Annotated in this window: 17 protein-coding genes; 2 read left to right on the forward strand and 15 right to left on the reverse strand. The window is 31.1% G+C overall.

Going from position 1 to position 20,716, the window contains the following annotated elements; genetic code table 11:
- Positions 1–398 precede the first annotated feature (398 nt).
- The 11 genes from L3B96_RS26495 to L3B96_RS26545 form a co-directional block, all read right to left on the reverse strand.
- Positions 399–1,538, reverse strand: coding sequence for an acyl-CoA dehydrogenase family protein (locus L3B96_RS26495; RefSeq protein ID WP_012060698.1), 1,140 nt, complete (start codon positions 1,536–1,538; stop codon positions 399–401).
- A 109-nt stretch (positions 1,539–1,647) separates the two neighbouring features.
- Complete coding sequence (locus L3B96_RS26500) at positions 1,648–3,201, reverse strand: acyl CoA:acetate/3-ketoacid CoA transferase (protein WP_012060699.1); 1,554 nt, start codon at positions 3,199–3,201, stop codon at positions 1,648–1,650.
- A gap of 50 nt (positions 3,202–3,251) precedes the next feature.
- A complete protein-coding gene (locus L3B96_RS26505) occupies positions 3,252–4,028 on the reverse strand; it encodes an enoyl-CoA hydratase-related protein (RefSeq protein WP_077843836.1) in 777 nt (258 codons plus the stop codon).
- A 291-nt stretch (positions 4,029–4,319) separates the two neighbouring features.
- The gene (locus L3B96_RS26510) at positions 4,320–5,750 is read right to left on the reverse strand and encodes a sugar porter family MFS transporter (RefSeq protein WP_012060701.1); all 1,431 of its coding nucleotides are present in this window, start codon (positions 5,748–5,750) and stop codon (positions 4,320–4,322) included.
- 254 nt (positions 5,751–6,004) lie between these two features.
- Positions 6,005–6,901 (reverse strand): myo-inosose-2 dehydratase, encoded by an 897-nt coding sequence (iolE, locus tag L3B96_RS26515; RefSeq protein WP_238949000.1) that lies wholly within the window; start codon positions 6,899–6,901, stop codon positions 6,005–6,007.
- 19 nt (positions 6,902–6,920) lie between these two features.
- A complete protein-coding gene (gene iolG, locus L3B96_RS26520) occupies positions 6,921–7,934 on the reverse strand; it encodes an inositol 2-dehydrogenase (RefSeq protein ID WP_012060703.1) in 1,014 nt (337 codons plus the stop codon).
- 14 nt (positions 7,935–7,948) lie between these two features.
- On the reverse strand, positions 7,949–9,880 hold the full coding sequence (iolD, locus tag L3B96_RS26525) for a 3D-(3,5/4)-trihydroxycyclohexane-1,2-dione acylhydrolase (decyclizing) (protein ID WP_238949001.1): 1,932 nt from the start codon (positions 9,878–9,880) through the stop codon (positions 7,949–7,951).
- Positions 9,881–9,894: 14 nt separating this feature from the next.
- Positions 9,895–10,683: a 5-deoxy-glucuronate isomerase gene (locus tag L3B96_RS26530; protein WP_238949002.1), complete on the reverse strand. Its 789-nt coding sequence runs from the start codon at positions 10,681–10,683 to the stop codon at positions 9,895–9,897.
- A 14-nt stretch (positions 10,684–10,697) separates the two neighbouring features.
- Entirely contained in the window at positions 10,698–11,717 is a 1,020-nt protein-coding gene (gene iolC, locus L3B96_RS26535) for a 5-dehydro-2-deoxygluconokinase (protein ID WP_173709113.1), read from the reverse strand.
- Complete coding sequence (locus L3B96_RS26540) at positions 11,718–12,575, reverse strand: class II fructose-bisphosphate aldolase (RefSeq protein ID WP_238949003.1); 858 nt, start codon at positions 12,573–12,575, stop codon at positions 11,718–11,720.
- 5 nt (positions 12,576–12,580) lie between these two features.
- Positions 12,581–13,735, reverse strand: coding sequence for an iron-containing alcohol dehydrogenase (locus tag L3B96_RS26545; protein WP_238901006.1), 1,155 nt, complete (start codon positions 13,733–13,735; stop codon positions 12,581–12,583).
- 238 nt (positions 13,736–13,973) lie between these two features.
- Here L3B96_RS26545 and L3B96_RS26550 point away from each other — a divergent pair, with 238 nt between their 5' ends.
- Entirely contained in the window at positions 13,974–14,741 is a 768-nt protein-coding gene (locus tag L3B96_RS26550) for a DeoR/GlpR family DNA-binding transcription regulator (RefSeq protein ID WP_238901007.1), read from the forward strand.
- A 609-nt stretch (positions 14,742–15,350) separates the two neighbouring features.
- On the opposite strand, the gene L3B96_RS26555 is transcribed toward L3B96_RS26550, so the two are convergent.
- The 3 genes from L3B96_RS26555 to L3B96_RS26565 all read right to left on the reverse strand — a co-directional run bounded on the left by L3B96_RS26555 (position 15,351) and on the right by L3B96_RS26565 (position 17,946).
- Entirely contained in the window at positions 15,351–16,061 is a 711-nt protein-coding gene (locus L3B96_RS26555; protein WP_238949004.1) for a GntR family transcriptional regulator, read from the reverse strand.
- A 409-nt stretch (positions 16,062–16,470) separates the two neighbouring features.
- Complete coding sequence (gene nagB / locus L3B96_RS26560) at positions 16,471–17,199, reverse strand: glucosamine-6-phosphate deaminase (RefSeq protein ID WP_012060718.1); 729 nt, start codon at positions 17,197–17,199, stop codon at positions 16,471–16,473.
- A gap of 21 nt (positions 17,200–17,220) precedes the next feature.
- Positions 17,221–17,946, reverse strand: a complete 726-nt coding sequence (locus tag L3B96_RS26565) for a GntR family transcriptional regulator (RefSeq protein ID WP_012060719.1) — start codon at positions 17,944–17,946, stop codon at positions 17,221–17,223.
- Between the two features lie 307 nt (positions 17,947–18,253).
- Between L3B96_RS26565 and nagA the strand changes: the two genes are divergently transcribed.
- Complete coding sequence (gene nagA, locus L3B96_RS26570) at positions 18,254–19,390, forward strand: N-acetylglucosamine-6-phosphate deacetylase (RefSeq protein WP_238949005.1); 1,137 nt, start codon at positions 18,254–18,256, stop codon at positions 19,388–19,390.
- A 237-nt stretch (positions 19,391–19,627) separates the two neighbouring features.
- Here nagA and L3B96_RS26575 read toward each other — a convergent pair whose 3' ends face one another.
- The gene (locus tag L3B96_RS26575; protein ID WP_238901010.1) at positions 19,628–20,536 is read right to left on the reverse strand and encodes an ROK family protein; all 909 of its coding nucleotides are present in this window, start codon (positions 20,534–20,536) and stop codon (positions 19,628–19,630) included.
- Positions 20,537–20,716: the final 180 nt, after the last annotated feature.

The following is a 20,716-nucleotide window of genomic DNA, read 5'->3' on the forward strand; positions in this document are numbered from 1 at the left end:
ATTAATTTTACTAATTCATCTCTAGATAAAGACATAGCCTGTGCTCCCTTCATTTGATAATTTATTATATCATCCTAATGAAGTTTACACAGACTATTTTACACTCTCCTTAAAATCTAAATATGTAGAAGAAATTTATTTCCTACTAGTCTCTAACTAAAATTAGATCAATAAGTTATATTCAAAATCTTCATTAAAGACCACTTGATTATAACCTATTGATCTGATTATTTTTTATTGCACTTTTACTTCACTTTATTTAATGCTAATTATTCAGCGCGCCTTATTTCTTCAAATTGAGCTATTAATTCTTGTACTGCTTTAGTAAGATTACCAACTATTGCATGGCAACGATTTTCATTATTTAGGTATAATTGTTTTCGTCAATGGCCTGTATCCTATCTAAATATATTTCCGCTTATAATGAGTTTTTGTATCTCATTTGTGCCTTCATATATTTGAGTTATCTTAGCATCCCTCATCATTCTCTCAACATTATATTCTCTCATATAACCATTTCCACCTAACATTTGCACAGCCTCAGTTGTTACGTGCATTGCTGCATCTGTACAAGCTAGTTTTGCTTTAGCTGCAGAAACTGAGTAAGGCTTTCCTTCTTGTTTATCCATGGCAGCCTTATATACCATGTATTTAGCTTGCTCTATTTCAAGCTCTAACTCTGCCATTTTGAAAGCTAAATATTGATTTTTCCATAAAGGTTTTCCAAATTGCTCTCTTTCCTTCATATATTGCTTAGCTACTTCAAACGCTCCTTCTGCTATTCCAAGTCCTTGAGCTGCAACTCCTATTCTTCCTCCATCAAGAGTCTTCATTGCTATTCCAAAACCTTTGCCCTCAGCTCCTACTAAGTTTTCAACTGGAACCTTACAATTTTCAAATACAAGTTCTGAAACTTGTGCTGATCTTATACCACATTTATTCTCAATCTTTCCTATAGAGAATCCTTCGAATTCCTTTTCAACTATAAAAGCTGATAATCCTTTTGCTCCTTTGCTCTTATCAGTTAATGCAAATACTAAGAATGTTTCTGATAAAGGTCCATTTGTGATAAAGCATTTTGCACCATTTAATATATAATACTCACCATTCTTATCAGCTGTTGTTATACATCCACCTGCATCTGATCCTGCATTTGGTTCAGTTAATCCAAATGATCCGAATTTTTTTCCTGACAAAATGTCTGGAAGATATCTTTTCTTTTGTTCTTCAGATGCTGCATTAATTATTCCTCCTGAACAAAGAGAAGTACTTACTGAATATGAAATTCCTAATGAACCACTCACTTTTGATATTTCTTCAACTGCTAAAACATAAGATAAATAATCTCCACCAGTTCCACCATATTCCTTTGGATATGGAAGCCCTATCAATCCTAATTCCCCCATTTTCTTATAAGTGTCTATTGGAAATTCTCCACTTTCGTCATATGCAACTACTTTAGGTTTAATTTCGTTTTCTGCAAATTCCCTTACCATTTTCACTATTTTTTCTTGTTGCTCTGTTAAATTAAAATCCATCTTTTAAATCCCCCTTGTAATGTATATCTTTTTAATTTAAATATAATTTGAATTTTCAATAGGTACCCTATCTTAACGCTTAGAGCCCTTAATTTTATATAAAATATATTTACTCCCTTAATCCCATCAACTTATCATAAAATATTCTTCCATTCATTAGTCTAGGTACTCCATCCATTTTAGGTTTGAAATCCATTAAATCCAATACATCCTTTTTTAGATCTATCCCAGGCGCTATTTCTGTAAGGTATAATCCATCTTTCCTTAACTCAAATACTGCTCTCTCAGTTATATACATAACTTGTTGATCCATCCTTCTTGCATAATCTCCACTAAATGTAATTTGCTCTACATCCTTAATGAATTTTTTAGCTTTTCCTTCTTGTTTAATTTCTAATTTGCCATCTCCTGTTACTACTTTTAAGCCTCCTGCAGTGAATGTTCCACAAAATAACACTTTCTTAGCATTTTGAGTTATATTTATGAATCCACCACATCCAGCAATTCTAGGCCCAAACTTACTTACATTCAAATTTCCATGTTCATCAACCTGAGCTAGTCCTAAAAATGCTATATCGACGCCTCCACCATCATAAAAATCAAATTGATATGGCTGATCTATAATAGCTTCTGGATTTATACTCGCTCCAAAAGCTGTGCATCCTTGTGGTATACCTCCTATTGGACCGGCTTCTACAGTTAATGTCATATATTCACCAATTCCTTCTTCATTCGCAACTAAAGAAATAACTTCTGGTATCCCTATACCTAAATTTACTACCGTATCTTTCTTTAATTCCATAGCTGCTCTTCTCGCAATTATCTTTCTCTCATTTAATGGAGCTTTTTCTACACTGTTTAATGGAATTCTCATTTCACCTGTTACTGCTGGATTAAATGGGCATTCGAAGGATTGTTCATGCTCTTCGGGAGTTGAGATTACAACCGCATCTACATATATACCTGGAATTTTTATAAGACGTGGGTCTAAAGATCCTGCTTCAACTACTTTTTCTACTTGAACTATTACTTTTCCGCCATTATTCTTACAAGCTTGGGCTATTGACGTATCCTCAAGTGTAGCTATTTCTTTTTCTAATGATACATTACCGTATTCATCTGCAAAAGATCCTCTTAAGAAGCAGACATTAACTGGAATTGATTTGTATAATAATTTTTCTTCACCTTCTATATTTATTAGCTTTACTAGATCTTCTTTTGTTTTTTCATTTAATTTTCCACCACTAATTCTTGGATCCACAAATGTATTCAATCCAACGTGAGTTATTGTCCCGATTCTTTTTCCCGCAATATCTCTAAATAATTGAGAAATTGTCCCTTGTGGTAGATTATAAGCTTCTATTTTATTTTCATTAATTAACTTTCCAATTTTCGGTGCTAAATTATAATGACCTGCAACCACTCTCTTAAGTAAGCCTTCGTGGGCATAATGATCTGAACCTTTCCCCTTACTATCGCCTTGTCCTGCTGCATGAAATAAAGTTATATTTTGCGGATGATTTGTTTCAATGAAACGTTTTTCTAAAGCACAACTAAGAGTTTCAGGTGCACAACTACCAACAAATCCGCCAGTTACTAACACATCTCCATCCTTCACTATTTGTACTGCTTCGCGACTTGTTAAAACTTTTACTTTTCTCACCTATATTCAGTCCTTTCAAGATTAATTAACTGTCCTAGCGTCTTAATCTTTTAACATCCTTTAAATAGAGCCTTTCTTTTTTCTATAAATGCACTCATTCCTTCTGTTTGATCATCAGTTGAAAAACATAATCCAAATAGGTCTGCTTCAAATGCATAGGCTGATTCAGTATCCATATTTAAGCCATTATTTATTGCTGATTTAGCCAAGCTTACTGCAAATAATCCTTTTTTCATTATTTTTTGAGCTAACTCAATAGTTTTTTCCATTAGTTCTTCTGGTTCGTAAACTTTATTAACAAGACCAATTCTATAAGCTTCTTTTGCATCTATCATATCTGTAGTAAATATCAGTTCTTTAGCTATTCCTTTTCCAACTAATCTTGGTAGCCTTTGAGTTCCCGCAAAACCTGGAATTATTCCTAATCCAACTTCCGGTTGTCCAAATTTAGCATTGGTAGAAGCTAATCTTATATCACACGCCATTGATAATTCGCATCCTCCACCCAATGCATAACCGTTTACAGCAGCTATAACAACTTGTGGCATATTTTCAATATTAGAAAATACCTTTTGAGCTAGCTTAGCCATCTCTCTTCCCTCTATTGCACTTTTACTTTTCATTTCTGTTATATCTGCTCCAGCTACAAAAGCCTTTTCTCCTGATCCTGTTATGATAACAGTATATATATCCTTTCTTTCTGATATATCATTTATTATTTGTCCTAGTTCCTTGAGTGTTTGTGTATTTAATGCATTAAGTGACTTAGGTCTATCAATACAAATCACTGATATCCCATTTTCTTCCTTTACCTTAATATTTTCCATTTAATATTCCCCCTTTAAGATATATTGTATTTATATTAATATCTTTTATAATTAATATTTTTTGTTTTCGATATAATTTATATGGTGAAATTAAATTTTTAAACTTCAATCTTAATTAAACTTTAGCTTACTAGATTCTTAACTATAAATTTAATATCGCAACATATATTTATCACTCATCACTTTATAGTTAAAGGTTTTCATAGAAACAGACTTTAACTACGTTTGTTTATTATTTCAAATGCATACATCATTAATTATTTTTGCACCAATGATTCCTAAAGTATACTGCTACAACCTAGCTTCTATATTTTCTTCAACAAAATCATCATTCTTATATTTTCTAAATGACTGCTCTATTTCCTCCAATGATTTACCATATGTCTCCGGTGCACATTTATAGATAAATATACCTCCTATAATTGACGATCCTATAAACACTATGAATGCTCCTGACAAACCAAATCTTGCCAATAATATAGGGAATACAAAACCTACTATAAAGTTAGCTACCCATAAAGCAAATGCTGATATTCCCATTCCAAAACCTCTTAATCTTAATGGGAAAATTTCTGATATTAGTAGCCAAGTTAATGGTCCAAGAAATGCTTGGAAGAAAGCTATATAAACAATAGTACACATTATTACAACAAAAGGAAGCATAGATGAACCCTGTAATACGTTTGTAACAACAGATAACGCTGTCATAGCTATAGTAGTTCCAGTTATTCCAAGTAAATATAATTTCCTACGAGGATATTTATCACCAACACATTTTACAAAAAATATAGCTGCTATAACAGACATCAACCCGTTTCCTATATTAGCAATTAATGCCACCTTTGTACCAAATCCAGCTTGTTCCAAAATTGATGTTCCATAATACATCATTATATTAATTCCAGCAATTTGTTGTGTAATACCTATTCCAACTCCAATTAAAACAATACGACGAATCCAAGGAATAGATAAATCAGCAAATGATGCCTTGTCTAAATGCTTTTCCGCTTCAATATTCTTATTTATTTCTTCTAATTCCGCTTCTGCCTCTGCTTTATCACGAATCTGTTTTAGAACTTCTAATGCTTTTGCTGTTTTTCCATTAGATGCTAACCATCTTGGTGTTTCAGGAAGTACCATCATTCCAAACCACAATACAATTGCTGGAATAGTAGCAAGTACTATCATATAACGCCATACACCAGAATTATCTGCAAAAAGGTTTCCTAATACAGCATTTATAACATAAGCTACTAATTGTCCAGTTACAATCATCATTTCATTTTTAGATACTATGCTTCCTCTTAGGTGCATAGGTGCCAATTCTGCTAAAAATGTTGGCACAATAACTGATGCTCCTCCTACAGCTAACCCTAAAACAAATCTAGAAACAATCATAATATTTGCATTAGGTGCAATTGAACAAGTTATAGTTGCAAAAAAGAATATAATAGCTAACATTCTTATTATCTTTTTTCTACCATATTTATCAGATAGACGTCCGCCAATTATTGCACCAAATGCTGCACCTAATGTTAATATACTTGTAACAAGCCCTTCATTCATAGGTGTCAAATCTAATTGATCTGGTCGTTTCATGAAACTTAATGCTCCATTAAACACACCAGTATCATATCCAAATAGCAATCCCCCAAACGTTGATATGATTTGTATTTTCCTCAAATTGCTTTTTTTCTTAATATTATAAGAACCTTGTTCCATTCTAATTCCTCCTTATCTACTTTAAATAATTAGAATCATTCAGAATTACACAAATACTTTTATAATTTATTTTTTCATATTAATACTGTTTTTCTTAATATATTTATAAATGCTTTATTCTGATTTCAATATATTAGTAACTTATACCTATCATTAGTATGGTAACTAGATATATTACACACTCTTTTTTAAGAAATACTAGTTACCAAACTTAATAGATTTTGTTCATTTGAAATCTTTTATGAATTTTAATTTTAAAATCCTGTTTTTTCTTTGATGTATTTTCTAGCTTTCATTGCATATTCAAATGGGTTTGCAATTGCTGGATCCTGTTCTGCTTCAACTAATATCCAGCCTTCATAATTGTTTTCATCCAATATCTTAAATATTGGCTCAAAATCTATACATCCATCTCCTGGAACAGTGAATGAACCCTCTCTTACTCCCATTAAAAAACTCATTTTTTCTTTCTTAACTTTTTCTAAAACGTCTGCTCTTATATCTTTTAAATGCACATGCTTAATTCTATTAGCATATTTATTTAATATTGCAATTGGATTCTCTCCTGAATAAACCAAATGACCTGTATCAAATAATAAATATACTAAGCTTTCATCAGTCATACTCATTAACTTATCAATTTCATCAGTGGTTTGTACTCCAGTCCCCATATGATGATGATAAACAATTTTCATTCCTTTATCTTCTGCTAACCTTCCAAGCTTATTTAGACCGTCAGCTAATAATTTCCACTCTTCTTCATTAAAATAATATTTTCCCTCAAATATTGGGGTATCCATTTCCCCTTGAATACTATGCCCTTGCTCTGATACTACTATAACTTTTGCACCCATTTCATGTAAGAAGTCCCTATAAGCTATAAATTCTTTTTCAGTTTCTTCATAAGGCTTAGTAGTTAAAAATGAACTAAACCAAGCACTTGCTATTTGAAGATTTCTTAAGTCTAATGCTTTTTTTAAAACATTTACATCTTTGGGATATTTATTTCCTACTTCAGTACCTTTAAATCCTGCAAGAGCCATTTCACTTACAGCTTGTTCAAATGTATTTTCTTTTCCTAAATCAGGCATATCATCATTTGTCCATCCTATTGGACAAATTCCTAATTTTACTTTTTCAGTATTAAGCATAACAATCTCCTCCAAAATTCTAATATACTATTTCTGATATCCTAACTGGTCTATTCTCTTTCAATGATTTAGTTGCAGCATCTCCTATTAACACAGCCTTTAATCCGTCATCCGCACTTACTGAAACATCTTTATTGTTAACAATTGCATCTATGAATTCTGTAATCTCATCTGCATATGCCTGCATATACCTTTCTAAGAAGAAAAACAATGGCTTTTCAGCTGCAACTCCATCCTTAGTTGATATCACCGCCTTTGAGATACTATCATTTCCCACAGACACTTGACCAAGAGATCCAAATACTTCAGCTCTTTGATCATATCCATAAGCTGACTGCCTTGAATTATCTATAACTGCCATTGCTCCATTGGCCATTTTTAGAGTTATAATAGCTGTATCAATATCACCTGCTTCTCCTATTGCATTATCAACTAGAACATTACCAGCTGCATAAACTTCTACCACATCACTACCTAAAAGATATCTTGCCATATCAAAATCATGAATTGTCATATCTAAAAATATTCCTCCTGATACCTTTACATAATCAATTGAAGGTGGTTCAGGATCTCTTGAAGTTATTTTAAGAACATGTGGTTCTCCAATCTTCCCTTCCACAACCGCATTTCTTATGGCTTTAAAATTATGATCATATCTTCTATTGAAACCCACTTGATATTTAACATTTGATTTATTAAGTTCATCTATCACTTCTTTAATTCTTGCCAAATCATGATCAATTGGCTTTTCGCAAAATACATGCTTACCTGCTCTTATTGCTTCTATAGAGATTTTTGAATGAGTATCTGTAGATGAACATATAAGAATAGCATCTATTTCTGGATCTTCTAGTATCTTTTTATAATCTTTATATACACCTTGAATCCCAATTTCTCTTGCCCAATTTATTGTAGCTTCATTTAAAAATACATCTGCTATAGCTTTTACCTCTGCATTTTTAACATACTTTGAAATACTTTCTCCATGAACTTTTCCAATTCTTCCTGCACCAATAATTCCAACCTTTAACATAAATTATCTCTCCTTTAATATTTTCTTGCATTTTTAAGTTGATTTTGCCCATCTTCAAAAGCTTCATTAACAGATTTTTTTTCTGATACTTCAGCTAATCCTACATGCCACCATGATTCATATCCATCAGTCATGGTTTTTGGTAAAACTTTAATATCAATTAACGTAGAAATTTTTTGTTTTTTTGCATCAATCAATGCAACTTTTAATTCCTCTAAAGTCTTAGCTGTATATGTTTTCGCTCCGTATCCACTTGCTGCCTTAGCAAAATCTATAGGAATTAAACCTCCATTAAGCTCTTCTGTGTCTTTATTTCTGTATCTAAACTCTGTAGCAAGATTACCTATTCCATTAGACATTTGTAGATTATTAATACATCCAAATCCACAATTATCAAATAATAATACATTTATCTTTTTACCTTCTTGCAATGAAGTAATAAGTTCTGAATGTAACATTAAGTAACTTCCATCACCAACTAGTGAGTAGACTTCTTTGCTAGGTTCCGCAATTTTACACCCTAGACTTGCAGCTATTTCATATCCCATGCAGGAATACCCATATTCCATATGATATGAATTTCTATAATCAGTTTCCCACATTCTTTGAAGATCCCCTGGCAAGCTTCCTGATGCACCGACTACAATCGCATTATCATCAATACATTCTCTAATCAATCCTAGAGCCGATGTCTGAGTAATAACTCCGCTAGTTAATTCTTTAAATTCTTCCAAGCTTCTTTCATTTCTTGATTTTATAATTGGAGTGAAATCTTTTCCATATTTTATATTAATTAGCCTATCCATCTCCTCTCTCCATGCTTGTTTTGCATTTTTAATCTCCTCTTCATATGATGAAACATAATTTTCTTTTTCTAATAAATTACTAAGTTTCTCAATACAGACTTTAGCATCACCAACCACCTTATTGGAATCCAATTTACTTGCATGAAATTTTGATAAATTTATTGCTATAAAATCTACTTCTGGATTTTTAAATAAAGATTTAGATGATGTCGTAAAATCTGAAAATCTTGTTCCTATTCCTATTACTAAATCTGCATCTTTAGCAATTGTATTAGCAGCCAAATTTCCTGTTACTCCTATTCCTCCTAAATTCATATGGTGACTTCCTCTTACAGCACTTTTTCCTGCTTGCGTTTCTCCTATTGGAATATTAAACTTTTCTGCAAATCTTTCAAGTACTTCTCCAGCTTCTGAATATCTAACACCACCGCCACAAATTATTATTGGTTTCTTTCTCTTAGTTATTAATTCAACACATTCTTTAAACTCTTCATCCACAGCTATCGGTCTTGTTATTTTATGAATACGTTTTTTAAAGAAATATTCTGGGAAGTCAAAACTTTCACCTTGAACATCTTGTGGTAATGCTATGCACACAGCTCCAGTATCTGATGGATCTGTAAGAACTCGCATTGCATTAATCATTGCAGACATTAATTGCTCTGGTCTGGAAACTCTATCCCAATACTTACATACTGGCTTAAATGCATCATTAGTTGTAATTCCAATATTATAAGATTGTTCAATTTGTTGGAGTACAGGATCTGGTTGTCTACTAGCAAATGAATCTCCTGGGAACATAAGTAATGGAATATTATTCACTGTTGCAGTAGCTGCTGCTGTAACCATATTAGCAGCTCCTGGTCCTATTGATGTTGAACATGCTATTATCTTTCTTCTATTATTTTGCTTAGCAAAAGCTGACGCAACATGTGCCATTCCCTGTTCGTTTCTTCCTTGATAAACTTTTAAGTTTCCTGGATTTTCATCAAGTGCTTGTCCAAGTCCTAAAACTATTCCATGCCCAAATATAGTAAAGATTCCATCAATAAATCGTTCCTCTTTCCCATCAAATAAAATGTATTGATTATTTAAAAATCTTATTAGTGCTTGAGCTGTTGTCATTTTAATAGAATTCATCTCTTTACCTCCCTTTACTCCTCAGGCCATATTTTAGCATTCTTATTCCAAAGCCATTTATGTTCATCTACATCTATTCTATCTGTCCAAGGATTATTTTCTAGATGCCTAATCATCCAACAATAATACATTGCATATCCTGGAGCAGATGTTTGCGGATGTACATCTCCCCCAATTATTGTTGCAAAGCTATTATCTAGAATCTTGTATGCTTTATCTCCATTTAAGCACAATCCAAATCCTTGTGGTTTATTGAACTTATAAAAGTAAACTTCTGGTTGAGGATGGTAATGTGGAGGATAGCTTGACCATTTTCCTGGATATGTTATAACTTCTCCAATAACCATATTGGAATACGGTGCATTTTTATAATCAAATATTGTTCTTACCACCCTTCTAGCTGTACCATTCCAAGTCCCTTCTCCAAAGATTTCACTCTTACATTCACTTGGTGAATATAACTTTGGTTCAAAAAATCCCAAATTTTCAGTGCTTTGAATTAATATCTCACTATCTTCACTGGCTTCAACAGTAATTCCAACTTTCTTAGGTACATGTAAACACCATGGATCCTCATCAAATACTGATTTTCTTTCAATAGACTTAGAATTTTCAAGCCAATTTATTTTCACTTGTCCTGTCAGAAGTAAAATAGCTATTTCCTTATCACTTTTTAGATATTCTCTTCTTTGATTTTTTTCTAATTTTTCTACCGTTACATCCATTAACATTTCTTTATTTTTACCATTAATTTGACATAATATATTCTCGCCATTTTCCAATCCATCCAAATTATGAACCATATTAACTCCTCCTTTTATGCTCTAGCTACCATATCTCCATATTCTTCTTTTTCTTCTTTTATAAAATTTCTTATTGCTTCCACTGTAGGCATATCTTGTGAGCAACTATGACTAGCCACTAGCATTGCTGCTGATGCACTTCCAAATTCCAATGAATCCATAATGCTCCATCCTTCTAATAAACCATATAGGAATGCTGATGCATAAGCATCTCCACCACCAAATGATTTAAGTAGCTTAACCGGAAATGGCTTTATATTGTATGACTTTCCATCACTAGTGTAAGCAGTAGATCCTTCTTTACCATGCTTAATTACTACTATTTTGTTTCCGTAATCTAACCATCTTTTCGCTGTTTCTTCATCTGAATTTTTCTCTCTAGTAATTAATTTTTCCATTAAATCAAATTCTTCTCGTGAGCCCATTATAATATCGCTTTGTTTTCCAGCAATCGAATAGTATATAGCTATTTCATCACTATTTTTCCAATTATAAGCTCTATAATCCACATCAAATATTACAACTGTATTATTCCTTTTAGCTAATTCCAGCGCTTTCAATGCTGCTTCTCTTGATGGACTTTTGGCAAGAGCTGTCCCTGATATCACTATTGCCTTAGTATTTTTTATATATTCCTCGTCGATTTCATCAACATTCAATTCTAAATCCGCAATTCCCTGTCTATACATTAATATACTACTCTCTGTTGGGCTTGCTATTTCAGTAAAAGTTAATCCTAAATTTTCTCCATTCTTTGAATACTTTATTTGAGATGTATCTATCCCTTCATTATCGAAATAATTAACAACAAATTCTCCAAACTGATCCTTTGATACTTTGCCAATGAATCCAATCTTTTTACCTAATCTTGCAAGTCCAACTGCAATATTAGCTGGTGATCCTCCTAAATATTTTTTAAAAGTGCTACTTTCAGATAAAGGCTTGTTAATATCTATAGGATTAAAATCAATTGCGACTCTTCCTATGGGTACTATATCCATTTTTCTTGCTTTATCAAATTTAATATATTCCATTTATAGTTCCTCCTTATGCTTATTTGAACTTCCAAATATTTCTATATGCTTTTTAACATTTTCGTAGGCAGCCTTAATCTCTGTTTCATGTAATTTAAAATAATCATAATCTTCTAATCTCTTGTTTAATTCTTTTACGCTTTCCTTAACTAAATTAAATGTAGCTGTTGCAATATTTATTTTTTTTATTCCCATTGTCGCACACTTTTTAAAATCCTCCGCTGATATTCCAGATCCTCCATGCAAAACCAACGGTATTGGTATGTTATTTTGTAAATTTTTAAGTACGTCAAACCTCAAATTAGGCTCTCCACTATATACTCCATGAGCATTGCCTATTGCTACAGCCAAAGCATCTATTTCTGTATTTTCAAAAAACTTTTTAGCACTTTCTAACTTAGTCACTTGAATCTCTATTTCTTCACTTCCATCTTCACTGCCACCAACATGTCCAATTTCAGCTTCAACTGATGCATTATATAATTTCGCTATGCTTGATATTTTATTAGTTATTTTTATGTTTTCTTCAATCTCTAAATGTGATCCATCTATCATTACTGATGTAAATCCTAAATCCAAAGCCTTCTTTACATTCTCAATTGTAGCTCCATGATCAAAATGTACTGCTACTGGCACTTTTGAATTTTCAGCAGCTTTTACCATTATTGGACCAATAAGTTCTAAAGGTGAATATTTTAATCTTACTTCTGCTATTTGAAGTATAATTGGAGATTTTAATTCTTCTGCTGCCTTTATGACTCCCATAACCATTTCCATATTAGCAACGCTAAAACTTCCAACCGCATAATTTTCTTTTAAAGCACTTTTTAAAAGTCCTCTCATATCTACTAATGGCATTTCATTTACCTCCAAAGTGCTTTATATATAGAAACAATATCTTCATGTGTAATATTTTTAATTGTATTGCTTGGACTACCGCTTTCAATTGCATCATCAGCCATTTTATCTAAATTATCGAAAAACTTGTTCCGGTCTATTCCATACTCTTCTAATGAAGGTATTTGAAGCTCCTTACACAAACCGTTTACAGCATCAACAAATTTTTTTGAAGCAATTTCATCTGATGTTTCCTCATTAACAATTTTTATATTTCTAGCAAGTTCAGCAAATCTAGAGTAAGCACCGTCTAGTACAAATGTAAGACATTCCTTCAACAACATTGCATTAGATATTCCATGTGCCACATGAAATAATGCACCTATTGGTCTGCTCATTCCATGCACTATTGTTACAGATGAATTGTTAAAAGCAATTCCCCCTTCTAACGCCGCAATAGACATTTGAGTACGTGCTTCTTCATTTTTAGGATCTTTAAATGCTATAGGTAAATATTTAAATATTCTTTTTACAGCAGAAATTGCAAATACATCGGAAAGTGGTTGGGATTTTTTTGATGTATATGCTTCAATTGCATGTGTTAAAGCATCTATTCCTGTCGCTGCTGTAGTTTTTGCTGGAGCTGTCATTGTAAATATAGGATCTATTATTGCTAGCGTCGGAAGTAATGAACTTCCCTTTATAAGCATTTTTACATCATTTTCTGTATCTGAGATTATCGTAAATTGAGTTGCTTCTGATCCTGTTCCTGCTGTAGTTGGTATTGCAACCACTTTGGGTAATTGATTTGTTATCTGTTTTCCCATATAGTCTGATATCTTCCCGTCATTACTAGTCATCATTGCAATGGCTTTCGCCGAATCTATTGGACTTCCTCCTCCAATAGCTATAAGAAAATCACAATTTTCTTCTTTAAATATTTCTACCCCCTTTTCTACCATTAAATCAGTTGGTTCACCATTTATATCACTATATATCTTGTAATAAATTTTCTCTTCCTCTAATATGTTTGTTAACATTTTTACATTTCCTAAACTAACCATAACGCTATCAGTAACGATTAACGCTTTCTTACCTAATAATTTTAGATATTCTTTACTATCGATGAGAGCTTTCCCTCCTGTTAATATTTTCTTCGGCATCATGAACTCATTTGACATTTTAGTCACCCCTCTAACTTTTGATTAACTATTGATTACCTTTTGATTAACTTATTGTTACTTTATGATTCAATTATAAATATGTTTTTATCACTTGTCAATAATTACATATTGGTTTTTGTAACTTTTTTCTAAATATAAAATTAAATTCTATAATTACTTTCACTTTTAAATTCTTTGGTTTATAATATTAAATTAATAATAGTAATTCTATTTTGACTTATGGGAGTGAATTTTAATGCGTTCTAAGAGAATTGATTTAATAGAAAAGTACATATATAAGCATAAAACTATCTCTATTGATAAACTATGCGAAGAATTTAAGATGTCAAAAAATACAATTCGTAGAGATATAGATACTTTAGTCGATAGAGGCGTAATAAAAAAAGTTTATGGTGGAGTAACTGTAAATAGTAGTAATAAGGAACTTTTATCTTTTGAGGAAAGAACAATAAAAAATAATTTTGCTAAATTATCTATTGCTGAGAAAGCATCACAATTTGTTGAAGATGGCGATTCTATTTTCATAGATTCAGGCACAACAACTTTTAATATGATTGAATATTTAAAAGATAAGAAGAACATTACTGTTTTCACAAATAACTTAAATGTCATAGTCCAAGCAATTCCATATGAGAATATTGAAATAATTTGTCTTTCTGGAAAACTAACTAGAAAAACATCTTCTTTTACTGGGTTAACTGCTCCTGATATATTATCAGCTTATAATTTAAATAAATGCTTTATGGCTTGCACAGGAATATCACTTGAAAACGGTGTCACAAATACCTCTCCAGACGAGTATAAAATAAAAAAAGCAGCAGTATCTAAAAGTTCTAAATGCTTTTTATTAGCTGATACCTCAAAATTTGATGTTGTATCTTTGATGACATTTTGTGATATAAAAGATCTTGATTATGTTATAACAAATGATTGTCCTCCAGAAAAGTATGCAGACTATTTTCATAATTATAATATTGAACTTATAGTAACTAATGAAAAATAGAGATAGCAGTTTTTAATCTGCTATCTCTTTCATAAATCTTCTTATTATACATTTACAAAACCCTTACCACTTATTTCACATATATCTTCAATAGATATAAATGCTATTTAAATGCCCTCTTTTCATTGAATCACTATATATATCTTCTCTAACTTTTTCTAAAATCATTTATAGTAATACTCAATTCTAAGATAATCATCACTTATATACTTTGTAATACTAATTTGCAAAAGTCTTTCCATTTAAATTTCAGAAATTATTTCAATCAAATCATTTACTTTATAATCGGCTTCTGACTGATCTATGTAGTAATCTCTTGGTTCTAAAGCTACAACTGTTAGCCCTGCTGCTTTTGCTGCTCTAATTCCTTAATGCTGAATCTTCTACTGCTAAAACTTCTGTTTCCAGTAATTCTAATGCTTTTATAGCTCTAATGTAGATCTCTAAATCTGATATCTTTATTGTATATCCTTTTCAATTTCACTGAATGCAAAAATAAGCTTAATGAAAAGTGTAATTCACTTTTCATCAAGCTTATTTTTTTCTATTTAATTTTTGAAATTCTATTTTAACTCCATCAATTATAATTGTAATAAAAGTAATTATATCTTATTTAATACTTACGGTCCTGAATTCAATCCTATCACTTCTATGATGTGCTGTTGAAAATTCAAAAGGCTGGCCATTGTCTAAAAAGCCCACTTGTTCTACTTCCAATATTGGAAAGTTATTTTCTATTTCTAGATACTCCTGTTCCAACTCATTTGGTAAAATAGCTCGAATAATCCTATGAGCACTTTTTATTTTAAGTTTAAGCTTTTTTTCAATGTAACCATAAACTGAACTCGTTAAAATATCGTTTTTTATGCCAGGTATAAGGCCTATTGGCATATATGTATACTCAATTACATATGGACTATCATCCGCGTATCTAGTTCTTATTACATAATAAACAAAATCATCAGTAGTAATCTTTAGCTTAGTTGCAATTTCTTCCGTTGGGTGAATTACTTCGAATTTTATAATTTTAGATGTTACTTTTCTATCCTTATGAGCTTCTGAAAATCCTTCAAATTGTTTTGCTAGACTTAATTCCTGAACCCCTTCTTCATCAAGAGCTTTTACAAATGTTCCAGAACCTCTTCGCTTTATTACTAACCCTTGAATTACTAGTTCATCAACAGCCTTTTTTATTGTTATTCTACTAACCCCATAATATTCACACATTTCTTTTTCTAAAGGCAACTGTTCATTAGGATTATATTCACCATTCAATATTCTATTTCTTATGTCTTCAGCAATTTCCTCATATTTTGCCATTATATTCACCTTTCTCCTTACGGTATAACTTATATACATGTTTATCATATCATTTATATATTAATTATATCATTTCTATACATCATTAAACACTTAAATTAAGTTTAATTATACAAATTATAAGGCAATTATATATGTTCAATAAAATAATATTTATATATATAAATTATTAGTATCTTTATTCAATTAAAATCTACTGTTTATAATGACTTTACTAGTTGTGTTAAGCACATCTAATAAAAAAATCACTGAACATCATAACTCTAACACACAATTCATATTAAAATATGATATAAATTGTACAAAAAAAGAAATCATTCTTGATTTCCTTCAAAACAATAAAAACTATATTAAAAAACTCACCGTTATTTTAATATAGTTTAAAATTTTAATTTCACCTATTTTACAATTACTTAATTGCATTTGCCATTTCTTCATCTATTATTACTGTTACATCTTTATGCATGTGTAACATAGTTGCCGGATTATGAGTTGTAATATTTCCTTTAAATAATCCTTTTATTGCTTCTGCTTTATCTTGACCTCTTACTAACAATACTATTTTTCTAGCTTTCATTATTTGACCAAGTCCCATAGATAAAGCTTTAGTAGGTACTTCCTCTATAGATTTGAAAAATCTAGAATTTGCCTCTATTGTAGTTTTAGTTAAACCTGTTACATGAGTTTCTGCTATTAAAAAATCATCTGGTTCATTGAATGCAATATGGCCGTTAGCACCTATTCCAAGGATTTGTATATCAATACCACCTAATTCATCCACTTTTTTATCATAATTCTTAGCTTCTTCATCAAGGTCTTTTGCTAAGCCATTTGGAACAAATGTATTTGCTTTATTTATATTAACATGATTAAATAACTTTTCATTCATAAAATATCTGTAGCTTTGAGGATCTTCTCCTCCAAGTCCAACATATTCATCTAAGTTTACTGTTTTTATATTAGAAAAATCTATTTCTTTATTTCTGTTCATTTCTATAATCTTTTTATATAAACCTTCAGGAGTACTTCCTGTAGCTAGTCCTAGGACAGCATTTGTTTTCTCAGAAATTACCTCCTTAAATATTTTAGCTGCAACTTCACTCATTTCTTCATAATCTTTAACTACTAGTAACTTCATTATTATTACGCTCCTTTGATGTTAATTTTTTAAACAAACCCTGTATCTATATTTGTCTCCTCTCGCTATTGTTATGGTATATTCAACAATCTCATTTTGCTCATATGCTATTCTTTCAAACTTTAATCCTGCCTGCCCTTGAGGTATTTCTAAATAAACACTTTCTAATTTATTTATTAAAACACTTTCTATTACTTCTTCAGCAGATGTAATGTTAATATTAAAAGTATTTTTTAATATCTCATATAATGGATTTTCTTCTATCATATTCCTAGTAAGCTGCTTAAATCTTTCATACGGCAAATAAGTCATTTCATATATCATAGGAATGTTATCCGCAATCCTTATTCTCGAGATTTTATACACAAGCTCGTTCTTTTCTATATTTAATTTTTTAGACACTTTGCTGTTGGCTTCCATTATCTCAAAATTTAATAATTTAGAAGTCGGGTTTTTTCCACGTTTTTTCATTTCCTCAGTGAAAGATGATACCTTTATTAAATCTTGTTCTACAACTCTTGGCGAAATGAAATTTCCTTTTCCTTGAACTTTATAAATATAATTATTTTTTTCCAACTCGTCTAATGCTTCTCTTACTGTAGTTCTGCTAACAGCATATTTTTTGCATATTTCTCTTTCGGAGTCCAATTTTTCATTTTCCTCCATGCTGCTTTCTATTTTTTCAATGAGAATATTCATTAGTTGAACATACAAAGGAATATTAGAATTTTTATTTATCGTACTCATAAGTGCACCTCTTTTAGTTCTAGTAGTTTTCCCAACAATTATACTATTCTTGTACACAAAAGAAAATATAAATCAAATAATTTAAAATTTCCTATAAACGCTTCTTTTAAGTACTTTCAATTCTATAATTCCTTAAATAATTAATATTTTTCAAGTGGTAATTACCACTAAGAGAATTATAATTTATTCTTTTAATTCTGTCAACATACACTTGAAAAATTCTTTATACATGCTATATACTGAATATATAAACTGATAATGTCCACTTACTATAATATATGAAATTTGACTTAAAAGGAGAAGAAATATGTTAATAAGAAATTGTAATATAATTTACCTAGACAAGATAGAACAAGGCTCAATTCTAGTTGAAGATGGGAAAATTAAAGAGATAAATCCGTCTAATATAGATACAGATAGCATTTTAGATGCGAATGGTCTATATGTTTCACCTGGTTTTATTGATGTTCATATACACGGCGCAGGAGGCTCAGATACAATGGACGGTACCAGTGAATCAATCAATACCATTTCTAAAACTATAATTAAACACGGAACAACTTCCTTCACTCCTACAACTATGACTGTTGCTGTGGACGATATAAGAAAATCTTTAGACGCAATTAAAAGGCTAAAAGAAAAAGGTTCAGACGGTGCTCACATTCTTGGAGTTCATTTAGAAGGTCCGTTTGTAAGTCCAAAAGCAATTGGTGCTCAAAATCCCAACTATATTTTGATGCCATCTGTTTCAGCTTACAATGATATAGTTAAGGATTATGAGGATATTATTATATCTATAACATTAGCACCAGAAATTGAAGGTGCTAAAGAACTTATTAAGTATTTATCCTCAATTGGAATAGTCTGTTCATTAGGTCATAGCAGTGCTACGTATGAAGAGGCTATGGAAGCTATTGAATGTGGTGCTTGCCATGCAACTCATCTTTTTAATGCTATGACTCCTTTAACCCACAGAAATCCAGGAGTGGTAGGCGCTATATTTGACAGCGATATAACAACTGAAACTATTTCAGATGGAATTCATATTTCATACCCAGCTTTAAGAATTGCTTACAAACAAAAAGGTACTGATAATGTTTTATTAATCTCTGATGCTATGATGGCTTGCTGCATGCCTAATGGTAACTACTCCTTAGGAGGGCAAGATGTCATCGTTAATGATGGTGAGGCACGCTTAAAAAATGGCGCTTTAGCTGGTTCTGTTCTCACTCTTGATAAAGCAGTAAAAAATGTATACAAAAACTCTAATTTACCACTTTATGAAGTAATAAAAATGGCATCTTATAATGGTGCTAAACATTGTAAAGTTGATGATCATAAAGGGCAGATCAAGGAAGGCTATGATGCAGACTTGATATTGTTTGACGATGATATAAATATAAAAAAGGTATTAGTTTTAGGTAAAGAAGTATACTCAGAATAACTATTAAAGTTTTTAGCTGTATTTCTACTTTTAAAAACTCATGGAATAAAATTATATACGCAAATATATAACCAATCTACTGAACATTTAGGATAATCTATTATCATAACAAAGAGAAGACTGAGTTATTTCAAAATTAATAATAAAGTGATCAATTGCCAATTTTTAAATGGTGCATCTAAGAATCACTTTCCTTTTGAAATAGCTCAGTCATTATAAATAATTTAATACTGTAATTTATAGAATTTTTTCTCTTTGAAGATAATTACATAATGCACCTAGTTTATTAGCATCATTTCCAAATACGCATTTTTTTAAAACTGGTTTTATTTTCCCCTCCAAATCACTGCTCATAAGTATGTCGATTCTCTTATTTATTTCCTCAACATATTCTGGTCTTTCACTTATTGCTCCACCTAAAATAATAACTTCTGGATCATAAGTATATTGAATGTTATATATTCCTGCTGCCATAATAAAGTAATATTTATTAACTTCATTAATTGCTATATCATCTCCATTATTACATAAGTCAAAAACTTTAACCCCATCAAGACTTCCTTCATCCAATCCCTTTAATTTCTCAACTTTTCTTACTAATGCTGTGGTAGATCCAACCTTGCTCCAACTAGCAAATTTAAGTTCTCCCTCTAATTCACAGATTATTGAACAGTAACCAAATTCTCCTCCATGCTTATGAACGCCACCGTGAATCTTCTTATCCTTAACTATTGCTCCACCTATACCTGATCCACATACAACAAATGCTAAATCTTTATTGTCCTTCCCAGCTCCAAGCCAACATTCCCCAAGGGCTGCGCAATTAGCATCGTTTTCAAGTTCAACGTTTAAATTTGTCTTTTCATTTAAAATCTCTTTAAAGTTAGGCCCATGTATATATGGAATAGCACTTGTTCCTCCTATTACTCCACTTTCACTATCAACTGCTCCTGGAGCACTTATTGCAATTCCTTTAACATCAAATTTTCCCTTCATTTCATTGGTTGTTCTTGATAACTTAGAAAAAAATTCTTCTTTATCACTTGGAACATTAAATTTCCCATTTTCAATAAATTCTCCATTTTCATTAATTACAGACCATTTTACTGAGCTTCCACCTATATCAAAAGCCATAAATTTTCTCATTGAAAAATCACCTCTATATTTAAAATCTAGTTCTAGTATAATTCAAATAGCCATCTCAAGATTATTGTTTTGAGACAGCCATTTGATTGTCAAATATAATTTTCTATCTATAATAGTGCATTTTTACTTGAATAATTTTACAGTTAAATAAAAAAGCCGATTCCTAAACTATTTTTAATA

Origin of the sequence: Clostridium sp. YIM B02569 (genome assembly GCF_022320765.1) — a bacterium.
GTDB lineage: Bacteria > Bacillota > Clostridia > Clostridiales > Clostridiaceae > Clostridium > Clostridium beijerinckii.

Coding starts and splice junctions, on each gene's coding strand:
- L3B96_RS26495 (WP_012060698.1), bottom strand. CDS start 1,538: ATGGATTTTAATTTAACAGAGCAACAAGAAAAAATAGTGAAAATGGTA.
- L3B96_RS26505 (WP_077843836.1), bottom strand. CDS start 4,028: ATGGAAAATATTAAGGTAAAGGAAGAAAATGGGATATCAGTGATTTGT.
- L3B96_RS26510 (WP_012060701.1), bottom strand. CDS start 5,750: ATGGAACAAGGTTCTTATAATATTAAGAAAAAAAGCAATTTGAGGAAA.
- iolE (WP_238949000.1), bottom strand. CDS start 6,901: ATGCTTAATACTGAAAAAGTAAAATTAGGAATTTGTCCAATAGGATGG.
- iolG (WP_012060703.1), bottom strand. CDS start 7,934: ATGTTAAAGGTTGGAATTATTGGTGCAGGAAGAATTGGAAAAGTTCAT.
- iolD (WP_238949001.1), bottom strand. CDS start 9,880: ATGAATTCTATTAAAATGACAACAGCTCAAGCACTAATAAGATTTTTA.
- L3B96_RS26530 (WP_238949002.1), bottom strand. CDS start 10,683: ATGGTTCATAATTTGGATGGATTGGAAAATGGCGAGAATATATTATGT.
- iolC (WP_173709113.1), bottom strand. CDS start 11,717: ATGGAATATATTAAATTTGATAAAGCAAGAAAAATGGATATAGTACCC.
- L3B96_RS26540 (WP_238949003.1), bottom strand. CDS start 12,575: ATGCCATTAGTAGATATGAGAGGACTTTTAAAAAGTGCTTTAAAAGAA.
- L3B96_RS26545 (WP_238901006.1), bottom strand. CDS start 13,735: ATGTCAAATGAGTTCATGATGCCGAAGAAAATATTAACAGGAGGGAAA.
- L3B96_RS26550 (WP_238901007.1), top strand. CDS start 13,974: ATGCGTTCTAAGAGAATTGATTTAATAGAAAAGTACATATATAAGCAT.
- L3B96_RS26555 (WP_238949004.1), bottom strand. CDS start 16,061: ATGGCAAAATATGAGGAAATTGCTGAAGACATAAGAAATAGAATATTG.
- nagB (WP_012060718.1), bottom strand. CDS start 17,199: ATGAAGTTACTAGTAGTTAAAGATTATGAAGAAATGAGTGAAGTTGCA.
- L3B96_RS26565 (WP_012060719.1), bottom strand. CDS start 17,946: ATGAGTACGATAAATAAAAATTCTAATATTCCTTTGTATGTTCAACTA.
- nagA (WP_238949005.1), top strand. CDS start 18,254: ATGTTAATAAGAAATTGTAATATAATTTACCTAGACAAGATAGAACAA.
- L3B96_RS26575 (WP_238901010.1), bottom strand. CDS start 20,536: ATGAGAAAATTTATGGCTTTTGATATAGGTGGAAGCTCAGTAAAATGG.